This window comes from Pseudomonas sp. RGM2987 (genome assembly GCF_022952855.1).
Lineage (GTDB): Bacteria > Pseudomonadota > Gammaproteobacteria > Pseudomonadales > Pseudomonadaceae > Aquipseudomonas.
Window position 1 is genome coordinate 1 of the sequence record NZ_JALJDX010000157.1, and the last position, 13,555, is coordinate 13,555.

Sequence of the window (13,555 nt, forward strand, 5' to 3'; positions counted from 1 at the left end):
CCCCCCCCCCACAACAACAGTCCTCAAGCAATCCACGGCAGCAAAAAGGGGTTCAGAACCTAGTTCTGAACCCCTTTTTTATGCAACGTGAATCAGACGCGAGCTTTGCGCACGCCCTCAGCCAGCGCGGCGCAGAGGCTCAGCACACCGTCGACAGCCTGCTCCGACGTGTCAGCACTGGCGATATGGTCAATCAACGCCGACCCCACCACCACCCCGTCCGCCAGCCGCGCAATGGCAGCAGCCTGCTCTGGCGTGCGGATACCGAAACCGATGCTGATCGGCAGATCGGTATGGCGACGCAGGCGCGCCACGGCTTCTTCCACATGTTCCAGCGTCGCAGCGCCGGCACCGGTCACCCCGGCTACCGAGACGTAATACACAAAGCCCGAGCTGCCGTTGAGCACGGTAGGCAAGCGCACATCGTCGGTGGTCGGCGTGGTCAGGCGGATGAAGTCCAGGCCCGCGGCCTGTGCCGGTTCGCACAGCTCGCTGTTGTGCTCGGGCGGCATGTCGACGACGATCAGGCCATCAACGCCCGAATCCAGAGCCTCACCGATGAAACGTTGCACGCCATAACGGTGGATCGGGTTGAAGTAGCCCATGAGCACCAGAGGCGTCTCAGTGTTGCCTTCACGGAACTCGCGAACCATCTGCAGGGTTTTCGCCAGGTTCTGCTGGGCTCCCAAGGCGCGGATGTTTGCCAACTGGATCGCCGGGCCATCGGCCATCGGGTCAGTGAAGGGCATGCCCAACTCGATCACGTCGGCACCGGCTGCCGGCAGGCCTTTGAGGATTGCCAGGGAGGTGTCGTAGCTCGGGTCGCCAGCGGTGACAAAGGTCACCAGGGCGGCGCGATTCTGTTCCTTGAGTTCGGCAAAGCGGGTTTGCAGGCGGCTCATCAGTGTTTCTCCTGCTGGGACTGTTCCATGTGGTGCATTACGGTTTGCATGTCTTTGTCGCCACGACCGGACAGGTTGACCACCATCAGGTGATCCTTTGGCAGCTTGGGCGCGCGTTTGAACACTTCAGCCAAGGCGTGGGAGCTTTCCAGTGCAGGAATGATCCCTTCCAGGCGGCAGCACTTATGGAAGGCGTCCAGGGCTTCGGCATCGGTGATCGAGGTGTACTGGACACGACCAATGTCGTGCAACCAGGCGTGTTCCGGTCCGATACCGGGATAATCGAGGCCGGCGGAAATCGAATGGGCGTCGATGATCTGGCCGTCTTCGTCCTGCAACAGAAAGGTACGGTTGCCATGCAATACACCGGGCACACCGCCATTCAGGCTCGCCGCGTGCTTGCCGGTCTCAATGCCATAACCTGCGGCTTCTACACCGATGATGTCGACACTCTTGTCGTCCAGGAACGGGTGGAACAGGCCCATGGCATTGGAACCGCCACCGATGCACGCCACTAGGCTATCGGGCAGGCGACCTTCCTGGGCCTGCAACTGATCGCGGGTTTCCTTGCCGATCACCGCCTGGAAGTCGCGGACCATGGCCGGGTAAGGATGCGGGCCTGCCACGGTGCCGATCAGGTAAAACGTGCTGTCGACGTTGGTCACCCAGTCACGCAGTGCTTCGTTCATTGCATCCTTGAGGGTGCCAGTGCCGGCGACCACCGGGATCACTTCGGCACCCAGCAACTTCATGCGAAACACGTTGGCCTGCTGGCGCTCGATGTCGGTGGTGCCCATGTAGATCACGCAATCCAGGCCGAAACGTGCAGCCACGGTAGCGGTAGCCACGCCGTGCATACCCGCGCCGGTCTCGGCGATGATGCGTTTCTTGCCCATGCGCCGCGCCAGCAGGATCTGACCGATGCAGTTGTTGATCTTGTGCGCGCCGGTGTGGTTCAGCTCTTCGCGCTTGAGGTAGATCTTGGCGCCGCCGCAGTACTCGGTCAGGCGTTCGGCGAAATAGAGTGGGCTCGGACGACCAACGTAGTCGCGCTGGAAGTAGGCCAATTCCTCGATGAACGCCGGATCTTGCTTCGCCACTTCGTATTCACGAGCCAGGTCAAGGATCAGCGGCATCAGGGTTTCCGCCACGTAGCGGCCACCGAATGCACCGAACAGGCCATTGGCGTCAGGGCCGCTGCGCAGGTTGAAAGAAGTCGTAGGCTGGGTCATCGGGGCGCTCCAGGCAGATGCATAGAAAGACAATGAGGCTCACTCTACCCCTGACATCCTTCGCTGAAAACCGATAAGATCGCCGCAACCTGTCAGGAAAACTCACAGATAAAATGAGCCACGACCTTCCCCCTCTCAATGCCTTGCGCGCTTTCGAGGCCACCGCTCGCCTGAATAGCGTGAGCCAGGCGGCTGAACAACTGCACGTTACCCACGGCGCGGTCAGTCGTCAGTTGAAGGTGCTGGAAGAGCATCTGGGGGTCAGCCTGTTCGTCAAGGAGGGGCGCGGCCTGAAACTCACAGATGCGGGGGTGCGCCTGCGCGATGCCAGCGCCGAGGCGTTCGAGCGTTTGCGCAACGCCTGCGCGGAGCTGACGCAAAGCACCGCCGATGCGCCCTTCGTATTGGGCTGCTCGGGAAGCCTGCTGGCGCGTTGGTTCATCCCTCGCCTGGGCAGGCTAAACGCCGACTTGCCCGACTTGAGGTTGCACTTGTCAGCCGGTGAAGGTGACCTCGACCCGAGACGGCCAGGCCTTGATGCCCTGCTGGTATTCGCGGAACCACCATGGCCGGCGGACATGCAAGTGTACGAACTGGTCAATGAGCGGATCGGCCCGGTAATGAGCCCGCATCATGCCGGATTTGCCCGGCTGCAAACGGCCCCTGCCAGCGCCCTGCTCGATGAGCCGTTGCTGCATACCACGTCCCGGCCACAGGCCTGGCCGACCTGGGCACGGCAAAACGACCTTGAGCCCCAGGCGTTGAAGTTCGGCCAAGGGTTCGAGCACTTGTATTATTTGCTGGAGGCCGCCGTGGCAGGGTTGGGCGTGGCGATTGCCCCCGAGCCGCTGGTGGCCGAAGACGTACGCGCCGGGCGCCTGGTCGCGCCGTGGGGCTTCGGTGAAACCCCGGCGCGACTGGCGTTGTGGCTACCCAAGCGCGCCGCGGACGGGCGCGCTCGCCAATTGGCCCAATGGCTCAGGCACGAGCTGAGCCAGCCGACTCAGTCACCGCGCTTGCACAGCAGGTAGGCCGCCAATAAACCGATGGCACCGACTGCGACGCCGGCCGTGGTCCATGGGTGCTCCTGGGCGTAATCGCGGGTGGCGAGCCCGGTTTCACGGGTCTTGACCTTCACCTCTTCATACGCATCGCTGAGCAGATGCCGAGAGTGCTTCAACGCGCTTTCGGCGTTCGCCTTCAGTGTCTTGAGGGTCTTGCGCGACTCGTCCGAAGCGTCGTCCTTCAGGCTTTCCAACGACTTGAGCAGACTCTCGATCTCCGCTTCCATGCTTTGCAACGAAGCTTTGCGTAACGAATTGCTAGCCATGGTGGTTCTCTCCTGCAGTGGTTGAACGTGTGTGAGTTGGGACTCCAGCCGTTTCTGAAAGTGCAGTAAATCTGAACTTTCGAAGCGCAAACGGCGACACAGGTAAGGCACGCAATCGCTGCTAGGCTGATTAGGACAACCCAAGGAGACCTTCTCATGAGTGATCATCACACGTACAAAAAAGTCGAGCTGGTCGGCTCGTCTCCCACCAGTATCGAAGACGCCATCAACAACGCCCTGGCTGAAGCCAGCAAAAGCCTCAAGCATCTGGAATGGTTCGAAGTTACCGAAACCCGCGGGCACATCGAGAACGGTCGGGCCGCGCATTTCCAGGTGACCATCAAGGTCGGCTTCCGGATCGCCAATAGCTGATCGACGATGAACTTGCTCGCTGGCGCAGTGCCATAGGAATGGCGATGCGCTATGGTACGCGCATCACGGTTTACCCATACCTGCCTATTTGATCCGACCAAGGAGTGCGAGCGATGAAGAAGTTGATGGTAGCCCTGGGCTTGCTGAGCCTTGCGGGCGGTGCGTTTGCGGCCGGCAAGCCTTGCGAAGAGCTGAAAAGCGAAATCGCAGCGAAACTTGATGCCAAGGGTGTGTCAGGTTATTCGCTGGAAATCGTCGACAAAGGCGCGGCGGCCGACAGAAAAGTCGTCGGCACCTGCGACGGCGGCACGAAGGAAATCGTTTATAAGAAGTGATCCTTTGGAACGGCAAAGCCGACGCAGTGCGTCGGCTTTTTCATGCCCGCGATTCAGCCCTTCATGACCTGCGCGAGCAGCTCATAGGAATGCAAACGATCGGCGTGCTCATACAGGTCACTGGTGAAAATCAGCTCATCGGCCTGGGTTTGCTCGATCAGCACTTGCAGCCTGGCGCGGATCTTCTGCGGCCCGCCAATCATGGCCAGGCCCAGGAAATCGCCCACGGCTTCCTTCTCATGGGGCAGCCACAGGCCGTTCATGGACTCCACCGGCGGACGCTGCACCAGGCTCTGGCCGCGCATCAACGCCAGGATCCGCTGATACACCGATGTCGCCAGATAATCAGCCTGTTCGTCCGTGTCCGCCGCCACCAGCGGCACGCCGAGCATGACGTAAGGCTTGTCGAGTACCGCGGACGGCTTGAAGTGATTGCGGTACACACGAATCGCTTCATGCATGAAACGCGGGGCGAAATGGGAGGCGAAGGCGTAGGGCAAACCGCGTTCACCGGCCAGTTGCGCACTGAACAGGCTCGAGCCCAACAGCCACACCGGCACGTTGGTTCCGGTGCCGGGCATGGCAATGATTCGTTGATCCGGAGTGCGCGGGCCCAGGTAGCGCATCAGCTCGGTCACGTCCTCGGGGAAATCATCCGCACTGCCGGAGCGCTCGCGGCGCAACGCCCGGGCGGTCATCTGGTCGGAACCGGGTGCACGGCCCAACCCCAGGTCGATACGACCGGGGAACAGACTTTCCAGGGTGCCGAACTGTTCGGCGATGACCAACGGCGCATGATTGGGCAACATCACCCCGCCGGAGCCGACCCGGATGGTCGAAGTGCCACCCGCCAGGTAGCCCAGCAACACCGCTGTCGCGGAACTGGCGATGCCATCCATGTTGTGGTGTTCGGCGACCCAGAAGCGGGTATAGCCGTATTTTTCCACGTGCTGCGCCAAGTCCAGGGAGTTGCGTAGAGACTGGGCAGCATTGCCGTCGGCGCGAACGGGCACCAGGTCGAGGGTCGAGAACTTCACTTCGGACAGCTGTTTCATCGGCTGGGATCTCCAACGGCGTTCCGGGCTTTTCTACGGGCAAAAGCCTGCCGTTTCTATAGGTGTGTTCCATGCAATGTGGGCATATACCCGAGTTTCAATAGCTGCGAGGAATTTTCCTACTAAATTAGTCGACTAATCGACCGGGTGAACTTTATCCGCCCGTCTATCCTCACAACCCTGGCAATCAAAAACACCGGACGCGAACCCTCGCGTCGGATCTTGAGGAGGCAGACATGGCTATCATTAAGAAAGCATCGGCTCACTGGGAAGGTGACCTGAAAACCGGTATCGGCTCCATCTCCACCGAAACCGGGGTCTTGCGCGAAGCGCCCTATGGCTTCAAGGCACGCTTCGAAGGCGGCCGGGGCACCAACCCCGAAGAACTTATCGGTGCGGCCCACGCGGGCTGCTTCTCCATGGCATTTTCCATGATCCTCGGCGACGCCGGGCTCAAGGCCGAGCGCATCGACACCAACGCCGAGGTGACCCTGGACCAGGTCGATGGTGGCTTTGCGATTACGGCGGTGAAGCTGATCCTGAAAGCGAAGATTCCCGGCGCCAGCCAGCAGCAGTTCGAAGAGCTGAGCAAGAAAGCCAAGGAAGGTTGCCCGGTTTCCAAAGTGCTGAATGCCGAGATCACCCTGGAAGCGACGCTGGAGAGTTAAGGCACTGAAAGGATCGCAGCCGCTAAAGGCTGCGATCTTTTTACCTGTCGTCTCGACCGAGATCTATGGTCGAATGAAGGCCAGCAGTTTCAGCGCACAGGCAGTGCGCGCTGCACTGAGGATGTCGAGCATGAAACGATTTGCCCTGCTGGTCGCCGGTTGCGCCTTGGCTACATCAGCCCTGGCGGCGCCTAAACCTTGCGAAGAACTCAAGGCAGAGATCGAAGCCAAGATCCAGGCTCAGAATGTGGCTTCCTACACACTGGAAATAGTCACCAACGACGAAGTCAAAGATCAGAACATGGTGGTCGGCTCCTGCGAAAACGGCACGAAAAAAATCATCTACCAGAAGAACGACAATTAGACGCCTCTAGGGAATACAGCGTACCTGCCGATCTTCGGCGACGATTTCCCGCTTGGCGTTATAGAGCCGGGCGCTAGGGCTGAAGGCCAGGCTGCGCGCCTCCAGGCGATAACGCTGGCCGGCTTCGAAATGATCGTACCGCAGGCTCAGGTAGCACAAACGCTCTTGCGACTCGGTCAGCATTCCAAACCCGCCACCGCCAAATACCTCGAAGTCGAAACGCACTTCCAATTCATGACTGCCTGGCGACACCTGGAAAAAACGCCCGTCTCGTAGGCGCTGACCGTCCAGTTTTTCCGCCATCAGCACCTTGCCGCCCGGCGTAGGCGTCGCAAAATCGACCCAGGCCATGGCCGGATCGACCGCAGGCAACGGGCTCGTTGCGCAGCCGCCCATGGCAATGAGTGCAAGTAACAACATGTGAAAGCGCATGGTGAGCGTCCTGACCAATCAGGCCCTGAGCATAGCGCCGATCAACTTTGCTGGCAGCCCGCCGGTGTACCTTGTCCCACGACTTTGCGCTCCTGGTCGTACAGCTTGGCCCATGGCCGGAAACCAATGCTGCCGGCCTGCAACTGATAGCGCTGGCCGGCATTGAAATCCTTGAATTTCACGTTCAGGCGACAGTCACGCCACAGTGGTTCAGCGTCCGGGCCGATGTTGCTCGGCTCCACAGCAAATTGATAACGCACCGTCAGCTCATGGCTGCCGGGTTGTACCTCGAAATAACGTCGGTCGAGCGACGTTCTGTCATCGACCTTGAGCGCTTGCAACGCGGTGTCCTGATGGCTTCCAAGGTCAATCCAGGCTTGGGAAGGATCGGGGTCAGGCAAACCGGCGCAACCGGTCAGCAGCAACAGGCCACTTGTCAGCATCAACACGCGCATAGCGAAGCTCCGGGCAGGCGGGATAGTCTTGTGGGCAGACTTTTTCCCAGGGTGATTGCAATTGATCAGGCCGCATTCAAGCCATCGGTTACTCGACCGTGTTTTCCGGTTTTTGTTTCCAGGCCTCCTGCTTTTGTTACTCAACGGTTGTGCCAGCGTCAGTTATTACGGCCAGCTCGCCGGCGGACAACTGCGGTTGTTGCAGGCACGTGAGCCCATCGACCAGGTAATTGCCGACCCCACCCGGGATCCGCAGCTTCGTGCGCACCTGGCCCAAGCCCGCGAAGCACGGGCGTTCGCCAGCGCCCAGTTGCATCTGCCAGACAACCAAAGCTATCGCCTGTATGCGGACATCGGCCGTCCGTTTGTCGTCTGGAACGTCTTCGCCACGCCTGAATTTTCGCTGACACCGCAAAACCATTGCTTCCCGATTGCCGGTTGCGTGGCGTATCGCGGCTACTACAGCCAGGGCGCGGCGCGTGGCGAAGCGGCGCTGCAACGCTTGCAAGGCATGGACGTGGCGATTGGCGGCGTCGAGGCATACTCGACGCTGGGCTGGTTCGACGACCCGATCCTGAGCTCGATGATGCATTGGGGCGACGAACGCCTGGCAACCCTGATTTTCCACGAGCTGGCACACCAGCGCTTTTATGTAAAGGACGACACCCAGTTCAACGAGTCTTTCGCCACCTTCGTCGAACAGGAAGGCACCCGGCAATGGCGCGCCAGTCGCGGGTTGGCGCCGGATACCGGCAAACGGACGCAGCAGCGCGAGCAGTTCATCCAGCTGGTCCTCGACACGCGTCAGCGGCTGGAACAGCTCTACGCCCAACCCTTGCCGGCCGAGCAGATGCGCCAGCGAAAGGCCCAGCAGTTCCAGCGCCTGCGAGCGGACTATGAACAACTGCGCGACAGCCAGTGGGCGGGCGATAAATACTTTGACGCCTGGGTCTATGCGCCGCTGAACAACGCGCGACTATTGCCGTTCGGGCTGTATAGCCAGTGGGTGCCTGCGTTTGCGGCGCTGTATCGGCGTGAGGGCGGTGACTGGGTGGCGTTCTATGGGGCCGTGGAAAAGCTTGGGGAGCTACCGGCTGCTGAACGCAGAGTGGCGTTGGAGGCGTTGGCAGAATCGAAAGGTCCCACCGATTGACCGCAATGCTGTTCACTTAAGGTTTATCACTTGTCGTGGCGAGGGAGCTTGCTCCCGCTGGGCCGGTCCGCGTTCGGGCATAGCAGCCCCAAACGCTTGGGACCGCTGCGCGCTCCAGCGGGAGCAAGCTCCCTCGCCACGGGGCGGTGACGTCCTTAAGTGAACGGTATTGCACCGATTGACCGGGCCTCATCGCGAGCAGGCTCGCTCCCACAAGGGGGTTGTGGGCCCCTTTAGTACGCGTTCCTACATGTAAAAAGGGCACCCGAGCCATTCGGCGTGCCCTCTTCTGCTGCCATTGCGCCCCGCTGTCCGAGGCGTTCGGCAATTATGGATTGACGCTGTCTTTCAGAAACTTGCCCGGCTTGAAGGCAACGGTATTACTGGCCTTGATCTTCACCGGCTCACCGGTCTGCGGGTTCTTACCGGTGCGAGCACCACGGTGGCGTTGCAGGAATGTGCCGAAGCCAACCAGGGTGACGCTGTCCTTGCGATGCAGTGCGCCGGTAATTTCTTCGAGGACGGCGTTGAGGACACGGTTGGCTTGTTCTTTGGTGAGGTCTGCCTTTTCCGCGATGGCGGCAGCGAGTTCTGGTTTACGCATGAATGAAGCCCCTTTTGACGGTTTTTTTGTTGTTATGTCCGGACGGTTCTCATGGGAACCGCCCCTAAGGCGCCGCAGGCTCTACTCTGCGGCAGACGGGAGTGAGGATGGCACGGTGCCGGAAGCGGCGCCAGTGTCCGGGCGACCTTTGTGGGACCAAAAGTAGGGTTTTTGCGACAGAACGACCAGTATTTACGCCAGCAGGGCCGGAAGCTCTTTGTTCAGGGCCAGTTTCTCCATCACGGCCGCGCCCGTCAGGGCATAACCCAGCAGGTTGCCTTGAGTGTCGCGACACAGGGCCTTGATGTCGGCACCCTGCCCTTCGACGCTCCACACGCCTTCGCTGCCCTTGGGCGGCGGCGAGACCACCAGTGGGCACACCGGGGTTTTCACGGTAATCGGCATGGCCCCGTAGCTGACCGCAGTGGGGTTGCCGGCCAGCGTCTGGGCCAAGGCACGGGCGCAACTCATCAGCGGCATGACGTACAGCAGGTTCAAGCCGTCGACCTCGGCACAGTCGCCGAGGGCGTAGATATTGGCGTGCGAGGTCTTCAGGTGACGATCAACCACCACGCCACGGTTGACCACCAGGCCGGCAGCCGCCGCCAGATCGATGCGCGGACGCAGGCCGATGGCCGAGACCACAAGGTCACAGGCAATTACCTGGCCGTCGGACAGGTGCGCCTCCAACCCGTCGGCCACCCGTTGCAGGCGGTTGAGCACCGGGCCCAAATGGAAGCGCGCACCGAGGCTTTCCAGGCCTGCCTGCACCGCTGCGGCGGCGGCCGGGTGCAGCAGCGTCGGCATGACCTGCTCGCAGGGCGCCACCAGTTGCACTTCGTAGCCACCCAGGATCAGGTCGTTGGCGAATTCGCAGCCGATCAGACCGGCACCGAGCAGCAGCACCCGGCGCTTGCCAGCGGCTGCCGCGCGAAAACGCGCGTAGTCTTCCAGGTCATTGATGGGAAAGATCAGGTCCGCAGCGTCGCCCTGCACCGGCACTCGCACGGTTTCCGCGCCCCAGGCCAGGATCAGGTCGCGGTAGCTTACCGCCTCCTCGCCAATCCACAGGCGCTTGTGACCCGGGTCGATGCCGCTGATGCGGGTATGGGTGCGCACCTCGGCCTTCAACTGCTCAGCCATGGCTCCGGGTTCGGCCATGCTCAGGCCGTCGGCGTCCTTGTTTTTACCGAAACCGGTGGAGAGCATCGGCTTGGAATAGGAGCGCCCATCGTCCGCGGTGATCAGCAGCAGCGGGGATTCGCTGTCGAGTTTGCGAAACTCCCGGGCCAGGTTGTAACCGGCAAGCCCCGTACCGACGATGACAACAGGTGCGCTCATACTCTTCTCCCTTTGAGGAACGATCAGTTGATTTCGATCATTTCGAAATCCATCTTGCCCACGCCGCAGTCCGGGCAAAGCCAGTCTGCCGGCACGTCTTCCCAGCGGGTGCCGGCAGCGATGCCATCATCCGGCCAACCATCGGCTTCGTTGTAGATCAGGCCGCAGACGATACATTGCCACTTCTTCATTCAAATACTTCCTCAGGTGTCAGGCGTTTGCCGGCATGGTTGGGTCGATATGGTTGGGTCGATATGAGGCGGCCCTTCCGGCTCAGGGCGTTTTGTACTGATCGATCGCGACAGATGCAAGCATGATCGGCGCGACGCGGCCTGGCCCAGGCAAAACCGCCGACCGACATGGTAAGCTCGCCGCCTCATTTGCTGCCATTCAAGACCTCTGTGCCGCCTACAAATTCGTTATTTCCTACACTCCAATGGCGGCCCCGGCACCTGCTGGCGCCCCGTCCCGAGGCTTGGGTACTCGATTGGCTGTTCGACGAAGGCTCGCTGACCCGGCGCCTGACCGGCATATCGCACAACCACTTCAGCGTGACGCCGCTGTTCGAGGGCTGGCAGCCATTGCGCCCCGACGAATGTGGCGCCCTGGACCTGGCCGAAGGCAGCGAAGGCTGGGTGCGCGAAGTGTATCTGCGCGGCCATGGCGAACCCTGGGTGTTCGCCCGCAGCGTGGCGGCACGCAGCGCCTTGCAGGGCGACGGATTGCACATGGACGAACTGGGCAGCCGCTCCCTGGGCGAGTTGCTGTTCTGCGACCGGGCCTTCCAGCGCCGGGCCATCGAGGTCTGTCATTACCCCGAGGCCTGGTTGCCGGCCGACGTCCGCACGGCGCAGTTGTGGGGCCGCCGATCGCGCTTTGATCGCGGCGCGCTGAGCGTGCTGGTGGCGGAAGTCTTCCTGCCGCGCTTGTGGACCGTCGCCCGTGCCAATCCGGAGAATCGCTGATGTACGTGCAACTGCTCAAATCCTTGAACCGCCTGAATCCTCGGGCCTGGGACTTCGTGCAACTGACCCGCATGGACAAGCCCATCGGTATTTACCTGCTGCTGTGGCCGACGCTGTGGGCGTTGTGGATAGCCGGTGAGGGTTCACCCTCCCTCGCCAACGTTCTGATCTTCGTCCTTGGCGTGGTGCTGACCCGCGCCGGCGGCTGCGTGATCAACGACTGGGCCGACCGCAAGGTGGACGGTCACGTCAAGCGCACCGAGCAGCGCCCGTTGGTGAGCGGCAAGATCAGCTCGAAGGAAGCGCTGGTGTTCTTCGCGGTGCTGATGAGCGTCAGTTTCCTGCTGGTGCTGTGCACCAATGCGCCGACCATCCTGCTGTCCCTCGGCGGGCTGGCGCTGGCCTGTACCTACCCGTTCATGAAGCGCTACACCTACTACCCGCAAGTGGTACTGGGCGCGGCATTCTCCTGGGGCATGCCGATGGCATTCACCGCTGAAACCGGTCATTTGCCGGCGGCGGCGTGGCTGCTGTACATCGCTAACCTGCTGTGGACAGTGGGATACGACACCTACTACGCGATGACCGATCGCGACGATGACCTGCGCATTGGCGTGAAGTCCACGGCGATCCTGTTCGGCGATGCTGACCGGGTGATTATCCTGACGCTGCAAGGCTTGGCCCTGGCCTGCTTGCTGCTGGCCGGCTCGAAATTCCAGCTGGGTGGCTGGTTCCACCTCGGGCTGGTGGCCGCTGCGGCGTGCTTCGCCTGGGAGTTCTGGTACACCCGCGGCAAGGATCGGATGCGCTGCTTCAAGGCGTTTTTGCACAACCACTGGGCCGGGCTGGCGATTTTCGTGGGGATTGTGCTGGATTATGCGTTGCGTTGAGACCGCTGATCCAGCGGTGAACCTTGGGTCAGGAAAGCCTTTGTGGCGAGGGAGCTTGCTCCCGCTCGGTCGGTCCGACGCCTCGGGCGCAGCGACCGCAAGATTTTGGGGCCGCTTCGCGCCCCAGCGGGAGCAAGCTCCCTCGCCACAGAAGCATCTTGGCTGGATTCGTTAATCAGGCTTGGCGATGTGCCACACGCCGAATTTACCGTCTCCGGTCGGCTTCTCGCCCCTCTTGTCCATGGCAAAAGTGTAAAGCGGCTTGCCATCGTAGGCCCACTGCTTCCCGCCGTCGTCACGGGTGATCACGGTCCATTCGCCCATGGACTTATCGCTATCTTTAGCCATCAGCGGCGGCCATTTGGCCGCGCATTCGCCGTTGCACATCGACTTGGCGCCCGAGTCTTTGTCAAACGTATACAAGGCCATGCCACTGTGGTCCGTCAACATGCCATCTTTTTCCATCGCCGGCTCAGCCGCGAACGCCATGGCCGGCAGCGCCAGGGCAGCCATTAACGCCAGCGCCTTGGTGGTTTGGGTGAAGTAAGTCATGGAAACCTTCTTTTGTGGTTGTCAGGATTCGGACTCAAAGCTTAGTCCAGGATCCGCTTCGCTGCCGGGTGGCGAAATAACTGTCACACGACTGCAATAATTCCGTTATCTAATGCGGCGCAAGACAGTTAAATGACAAGAGGATTACCCCATGGTTGGCAGGAGCATTCTGATCGTCGACGACGAGGCGCCCATCCGCGAGATGATCGCCGTTGCGTTGGAGATGGCCGGCTATGACTGCATGGAAGCAGAGAACTCTCAACAGGCCCACGCCATCATCGTCGACCGCAAGCCCGACCTGATCCTGCTGGACTGGATGCTGCCCGGCACGTCTGGCATCGAACTGGCGCGGCGCCTCAAGCGTGACGAACTGACCGGTGACATCCCGATCATCATGCTCACCGCCAAGGGCGAAGAGGACAACAAAATCCAAGGCCTGGAGGTCGGCGCCGACGACTACATCACCAAGCCGTTTTCCCCACGCGAGCTGGTAGCGCGCCTGAAGGCCGTGCTGCGCCGCGCCGGGCCGACCGATGGCGAGGCACCGATCGAAGTCGGCGGCCTGCTGCTGGACCCGATCAGCCACCGCGTAACCATCGACGGCAAACCCGCCGAGATGGGCCCGACCGAATACCGCCTGCTGCAATTTTTCATGACCCACCAGGAACGCGCCTACACCCGTGGCCAACTGCTGGATCAAGTCTGGGGCGGCAACGTGTATGTCGAGGAGCGCACCGTGGACGTGCACATCCGCCGCCTGCGCAAGGCCCTCGGCGATGCCTATGAGAATCTGGTACAAACCGTGCGCGGCACCGGCTATCGTTTCTCCACCAAGGCCTGATCCGAGCCCTTACCGCCCGACAAGCTGACAAGGACGCGCGTCACGTGAATCAAAACTGGCATGG

Annotated in this window: 19 protein-coding genes; 9 read left to right on the top strand and 10 right to left on the bottom strand. The window is 61.2% G+C overall.

The window, feature by feature from the left end; all coding sequences use genetic code 11:
• Positions 1 to 92: 92 nt before the first annotated feature.
• Together trpA and trpB are read right to left on the bottom strand one after the other, a co-directional pair.
• Positions 93 to 902, bottom strand: coding sequence for a tryptophan synthase subunit alpha (gene trpA / locus RGM2987_RS06805; RefSeq protein WP_245139347.1), 810 nt, complete (start codon positions 900 to 902; stop codon positions 93 to 95).
• Positions 902 to 2,134, bottom strand: coding sequence for a tryptophan synthase subunit beta (gene trpB / locus RGM2987_RS06810; RefSeq protein ID WP_245139348.1), 1,233 nt, complete (start codon positions 2,132 to 2,134; stop codon positions 902 to 904). The genes trpA and trpB overlap by 1 nt, the downstream gene beginning before the upstream one ends.
• Before the next feature lie 113 nt (positions 2,135 to 2,247).
• Here trpB and RGM2987_RS06815 point away from each other — a divergent pair, with 113 nt between their 5' ends.
• Entirely contained in the window at positions 2,248 to 3,165 is a 918-nt protein-coding gene (locus tag RGM2987_RS06815; protein ID WP_245139349.1) for a LysR family transcriptional regulator, read from the top strand.
• Here the strand turns inward: RGM2987_RS06815 and RGM2987_RS06820 are convergent.
• On the bottom strand, positions 3,138 to 3,464 hold the full coding sequence (locus tag RGM2987_RS06820; protein ID WP_042730550.1) for a DUF883 family protein: 327 nt from the start codon (positions 3,462 to 3,464) through the stop codon (positions 3,138 to 3,140). The two genes, RGM2987_RS06815 and RGM2987_RS06820, sit on opposite strands and share 28 nt — an antisense overlap.
• 156 nt (positions 3,465 to 3,620) lie before the next feature.
• On the opposite strand from RGM2987_RS06820, the gene RGM2987_RS06825 reads away from it, so the two are divergent.
• Together RGM2987_RS06825 and RGM2987_RS06830 are read left to right on the top strand one after the other, a co-directional pair.
• On the top strand, positions 3,621 to 3,836 hold the full coding sequence (locus tag RGM2987_RS06825) for a dodecin (protein WP_003177209.1): 216 nt from the start codon (positions 3,621 to 3,623) through the stop codon (positions 3,834 to 3,836).
• 113 nt (positions 3,837 to 3,949) lie between these two features.
• Positions 3,950 to 4,171 carry a DUF1161 domain-containing protein gene (locus tag RGM2987_RS06830; RefSeq protein ID WP_245139350.1) on the top strand — a complete coding sequence of 74 codons (222 nt, stop codon included), beginning with the start codon at positions 3,950 to 3,952 and terminating at the stop codon, positions 4,169 to 4,171.
• A gap of 53 nt (positions 4,172 to 4,224) precedes the next feature.
• Here RGM2987_RS06830 and RGM2987_RS06835 read toward each other — a convergent pair whose 3' ends face one another.
• On the bottom strand, positions 4,225 to 5,226 hold the full coding sequence (locus tag RGM2987_RS06835) for an LLM class flavin-dependent oxidoreductase (RefSeq protein ID WP_245139351.1): 1,002 nt from the start codon (positions 5,224 to 5,226) through the stop codon (positions 4,225 to 4,227).
• 236 nt (positions 5,227 to 5,462) lie between these two features.
• Here RGM2987_RS06835 and RGM2987_RS06840 point away from each other — a divergent pair, with 236 nt between their 5' ends.
• The gene (locus tag RGM2987_RS06840; RefSeq protein WP_245139352.1) at positions 5,463 to 5,894 is read left to right on the top strand and encodes an OsmC family protein; all 432 of its coding nucleotides are present in this window, start codon (positions 5,463 to 5,465) and stop codon (positions 5,892 to 5,894) included.
• Positions 5,895 to 6,024: 130 nt separating this feature from the next.
• Entirely contained in the window at positions 6,025 to 6,258 is a 234-nt protein-coding gene (locus tag RGM2987_RS06845) for a DUF1161 domain-containing protein (RefSeq protein ID WP_245139353.1), read from the top strand.
• Positions 6,259 to 6,264: 6 nt separating this feature from the next.
• Here RGM2987_RS06845 and RGM2987_RS06850 read toward each other — a convergent pair whose 3' ends face one another.
• Both RGM2987_RS06850 and RGM2987_RS06855 read right to left on the bottom strand, forming a co-directional pair.
• Positions 6,265 to 6,690 carry a hypothetical protein gene (locus tag RGM2987_RS06850; protein WP_245139354.1) on the bottom strand — a complete coding sequence of 142 codons (426 nt, stop codon included), beginning with the start codon at positions 6,688 to 6,690 and terminating at the stop codon, positions 6,265 to 6,267.
• A gap of 41 nt (positions 6,691 to 6,731) precedes the next feature.
• Positions 6,732 to 7,145 (bottom strand): hypothetical protein, encoded by a 414-nt coding sequence (locus RGM2987_RS06855; protein WP_245139355.1) that lies wholly within the window; start codon positions 7,143 to 7,145, stop codon positions 6,732 to 6,734.
• Between the two features lie 61 nt (positions 7,146 to 7,206).
• Here RGM2987_RS06855 and RGM2987_RS06860 point away from each other — a divergent pair, with 61 nt between their 5' ends.
• Positions 7,207 to 8,298, top strand: a complete 1,092-nt coding sequence (locus RGM2987_RS06860; RefSeq protein ID WP_245139356.1) for an aminopeptidase — start codon at positions 7,207 to 7,209, stop codon at positions 8,296 to 8,298.
• A gap of 328 nt (positions 8,299 to 8,626) precedes the next feature.
• Here the strand turns inward: RGM2987_RS06860 and RGM2987_RS06865 are convergent, their stop codons facing one another.
• From RGM2987_RS06865 to RGM2987_RS06875, 3 genes are all read right to left on the bottom strand, one after another.
• The gene (locus tag RGM2987_RS06865) at positions 8,627 to 8,902 is read right to left on the bottom strand and encodes an HU family DNA-binding protein (RefSeq protein ID WP_003177201.1); all 276 of its coding nucleotides are present in this window, start codon (positions 8,900 to 8,902) and stop codon (positions 8,627 to 8,629) included.
• Between the two features lie 192 nt (positions 8,903 to 9,094).
• The gene (locus RGM2987_RS06870; RefSeq protein ID WP_245139357.1) at positions 9,095 to 10,243 is read right to left on the bottom strand and encodes an FAD-dependent oxidoreductase; all 1,149 of its coding nucleotides are present in this window, start codon (positions 10,241 to 10,243) and stop codon (positions 9,095 to 9,097) included.
• 23 nt (positions 10,244 to 10,266) lie between these two features.
• Positions 10,267 to 10,434 carry a rubredoxin gene (locus RGM2987_RS06875; RefSeq protein ID WP_016772491.1) on the bottom strand — a complete coding sequence of 56 codons (168 nt, stop codon included), beginning with the start codon at positions 10,432 to 10,434 and terminating at the stop codon, positions 10,267 to 10,269.
• Between the two features lie 261 nt (positions 10,435 to 10,695).
• Here RGM2987_RS06875 and RGM2987_RS06880 point away from each other — a divergent pair, with 261 nt between their 5' ends.
• Together RGM2987_RS06880 and ubiA are read left to right on the top strand one after the other, a co-directional pair.
• Complete coding sequence (locus RGM2987_RS06880) at positions 10,696 to 11,208, top strand: chorismate lyase (RefSeq protein WP_245139369.1); 513 nt, start codon at positions 10,696 to 10,698, stop codon at positions 11,206 to 11,208.
• Positions 11,208 to 12,098, top strand: coding sequence for a 4-hydroxybenzoate octaprenyltransferase (gene ubiA / locus RGM2987_RS06885; RefSeq protein WP_245139358.1), 891 nt, complete (start codon positions 11,208 to 11,210; stop codon positions 12,096 to 12,098). The genes RGM2987_RS06880 and ubiA overlap by 1 nt, the downstream gene beginning before the upstream one ends.
• Positions 12,099 to 12,269: 171 nt before the next feature.
• Here the strand turns inward: ubiA and RGM2987_RS06890 are convergent, their stop codons facing one another.
• Positions 12,270 to 12,650, bottom strand: coding sequence for a hypothetical protein (locus RGM2987_RS06890; protein WP_245139359.1), 381 nt, complete (start codon positions 12,648 to 12,650; stop codon positions 12,270 to 12,272).
• 151 nt (positions 12,651 to 12,801) lie between these two features.
• Between RGM2987_RS06890 and phoB the strand changes: the two genes are divergently transcribed.
• The gene (gene phoB, locus RGM2987_RS06895; protein WP_003177195.1) at positions 12,802 to 13,491 is read left to right on the top strand and encodes a phosphate regulon transcriptional regulator PhoB; all 690 of its coding nucleotides are present in this window, start codon (positions 12,802 to 12,804) and stop codon (positions 13,489 to 13,491) included.
• Positions 13,492 to 13,555: the final 64 nt, after the last annotated feature.

Coding starts and splice junctions, on each gene's coding strand:
- RGM2987_RS06840 (WP_245139352.1), top strand. CDS start 5,463: ATGGCTATCATTAAGAAAGCATCGGCTCACTGGGAAGGTGACCTGAAA.
- trpB (WP_245139348.1), bottom strand. CDS start 2,134: ATGACCCAGCCTACGACTTCTTTCAACCTGCGCAGCGGCCCTGACGCC.
- RGM2987_RS06820 (WP_042730550.1), bottom strand. CDS start 3,464: ATGGCTAGCAATTCGTTACGCAAAGCTTCGTTGCAAAGCATGGAAGCG.
- RGM2987_RS06825 (WP_003177209.1), top strand. CDS start 3,621: ATGAGTGATCATCACACGTACAAAAAAGTCGAGCTGGTCGGCTCGTCT.
- RGM2987_RS06865 (WP_003177201.1), bottom strand. CDS start 8,902: ATGCGTAAACCAGAACTCGCTGCCGCCATCGCGGAAAAGGCAGACCTC.
- RGM2987_RS06835 (WP_245139351.1), bottom strand. CDS start 5,226: ATGAAACAGCTGTCCGAAGTGAAGTTCTCGACCCTCGACCTGGTGCCC.
- RGM2987_RS06850 (WP_245139354.1), bottom strand. CDS start 6,690: ATGCGCTTTCACATGTTGTTACTTGCACTCATTGCCATGGGCGGCTGC.
- trpA (WP_245139347.1), bottom strand. CDS start 902: ATGAGCCGCCTGCAAACCCGCTTTGCCGAACTCAAGGAACAGAATCGC.
- RGM2987_RS06870 (WP_245139357.1), bottom strand. CDS start 10,243: ATGAGCGCACCTGTTGTCATCGTCGGTACGGGGCTTGCCGGTTACAAC.
- RGM2987_RS06815 (WP_245139349.1), top strand. CDS start 2,248: ATGAGCCACGACCTTCCCCCTCTCAATGCCTTGCGCGCTTTCGAGGCC.
- RGM2987_RS06875 (WP_016772491.1), bottom strand. CDS start 10,434: ATGAAGAAGTGGCAATGTATCGTCTGCGGCCTGATCTACAACGAAGCC.
- RGM2987_RS06855 (WP_245139355.1), bottom strand. CDS start 7,145: ATGCGCGTGTTGATGCTGACAAGTGGCCTGTTGCTGCTGACCGGTTGC.
- RGM2987_RS06845 (WP_245139353.1), top strand. CDS start 6,025: ATGAAACGATTTGCCCTGCTGGTCGCCGGTTGCGCCTTGGCTACATCA.
- RGM2987_RS06830 (WP_245139350.1), top strand. CDS start 3,950: ATGAAGAAGTTGATGGTAGCCCTGGGCTTGCTGAGCCTTGCGGGCGGT.
- phoB (WP_003177195.1), top strand. CDS start 12,802: ATGGTTGGCAGGAGCATTCTGATCGTCGACGACGAGGCGCCCATCCGC.
- ubiA (WP_245139358.1), top strand. CDS start 11,208: ATGTACGTGCAACTGCTCAAATCCTTGAACCGCCTGAATCCTCGGGCC.
- RGM2987_RS06890 (WP_245139359.1), bottom strand. CDS start 12,650: ATGACTTACTTCACCCAAACCACCAAGGCGCTGGCGTTAATGGCTGCC.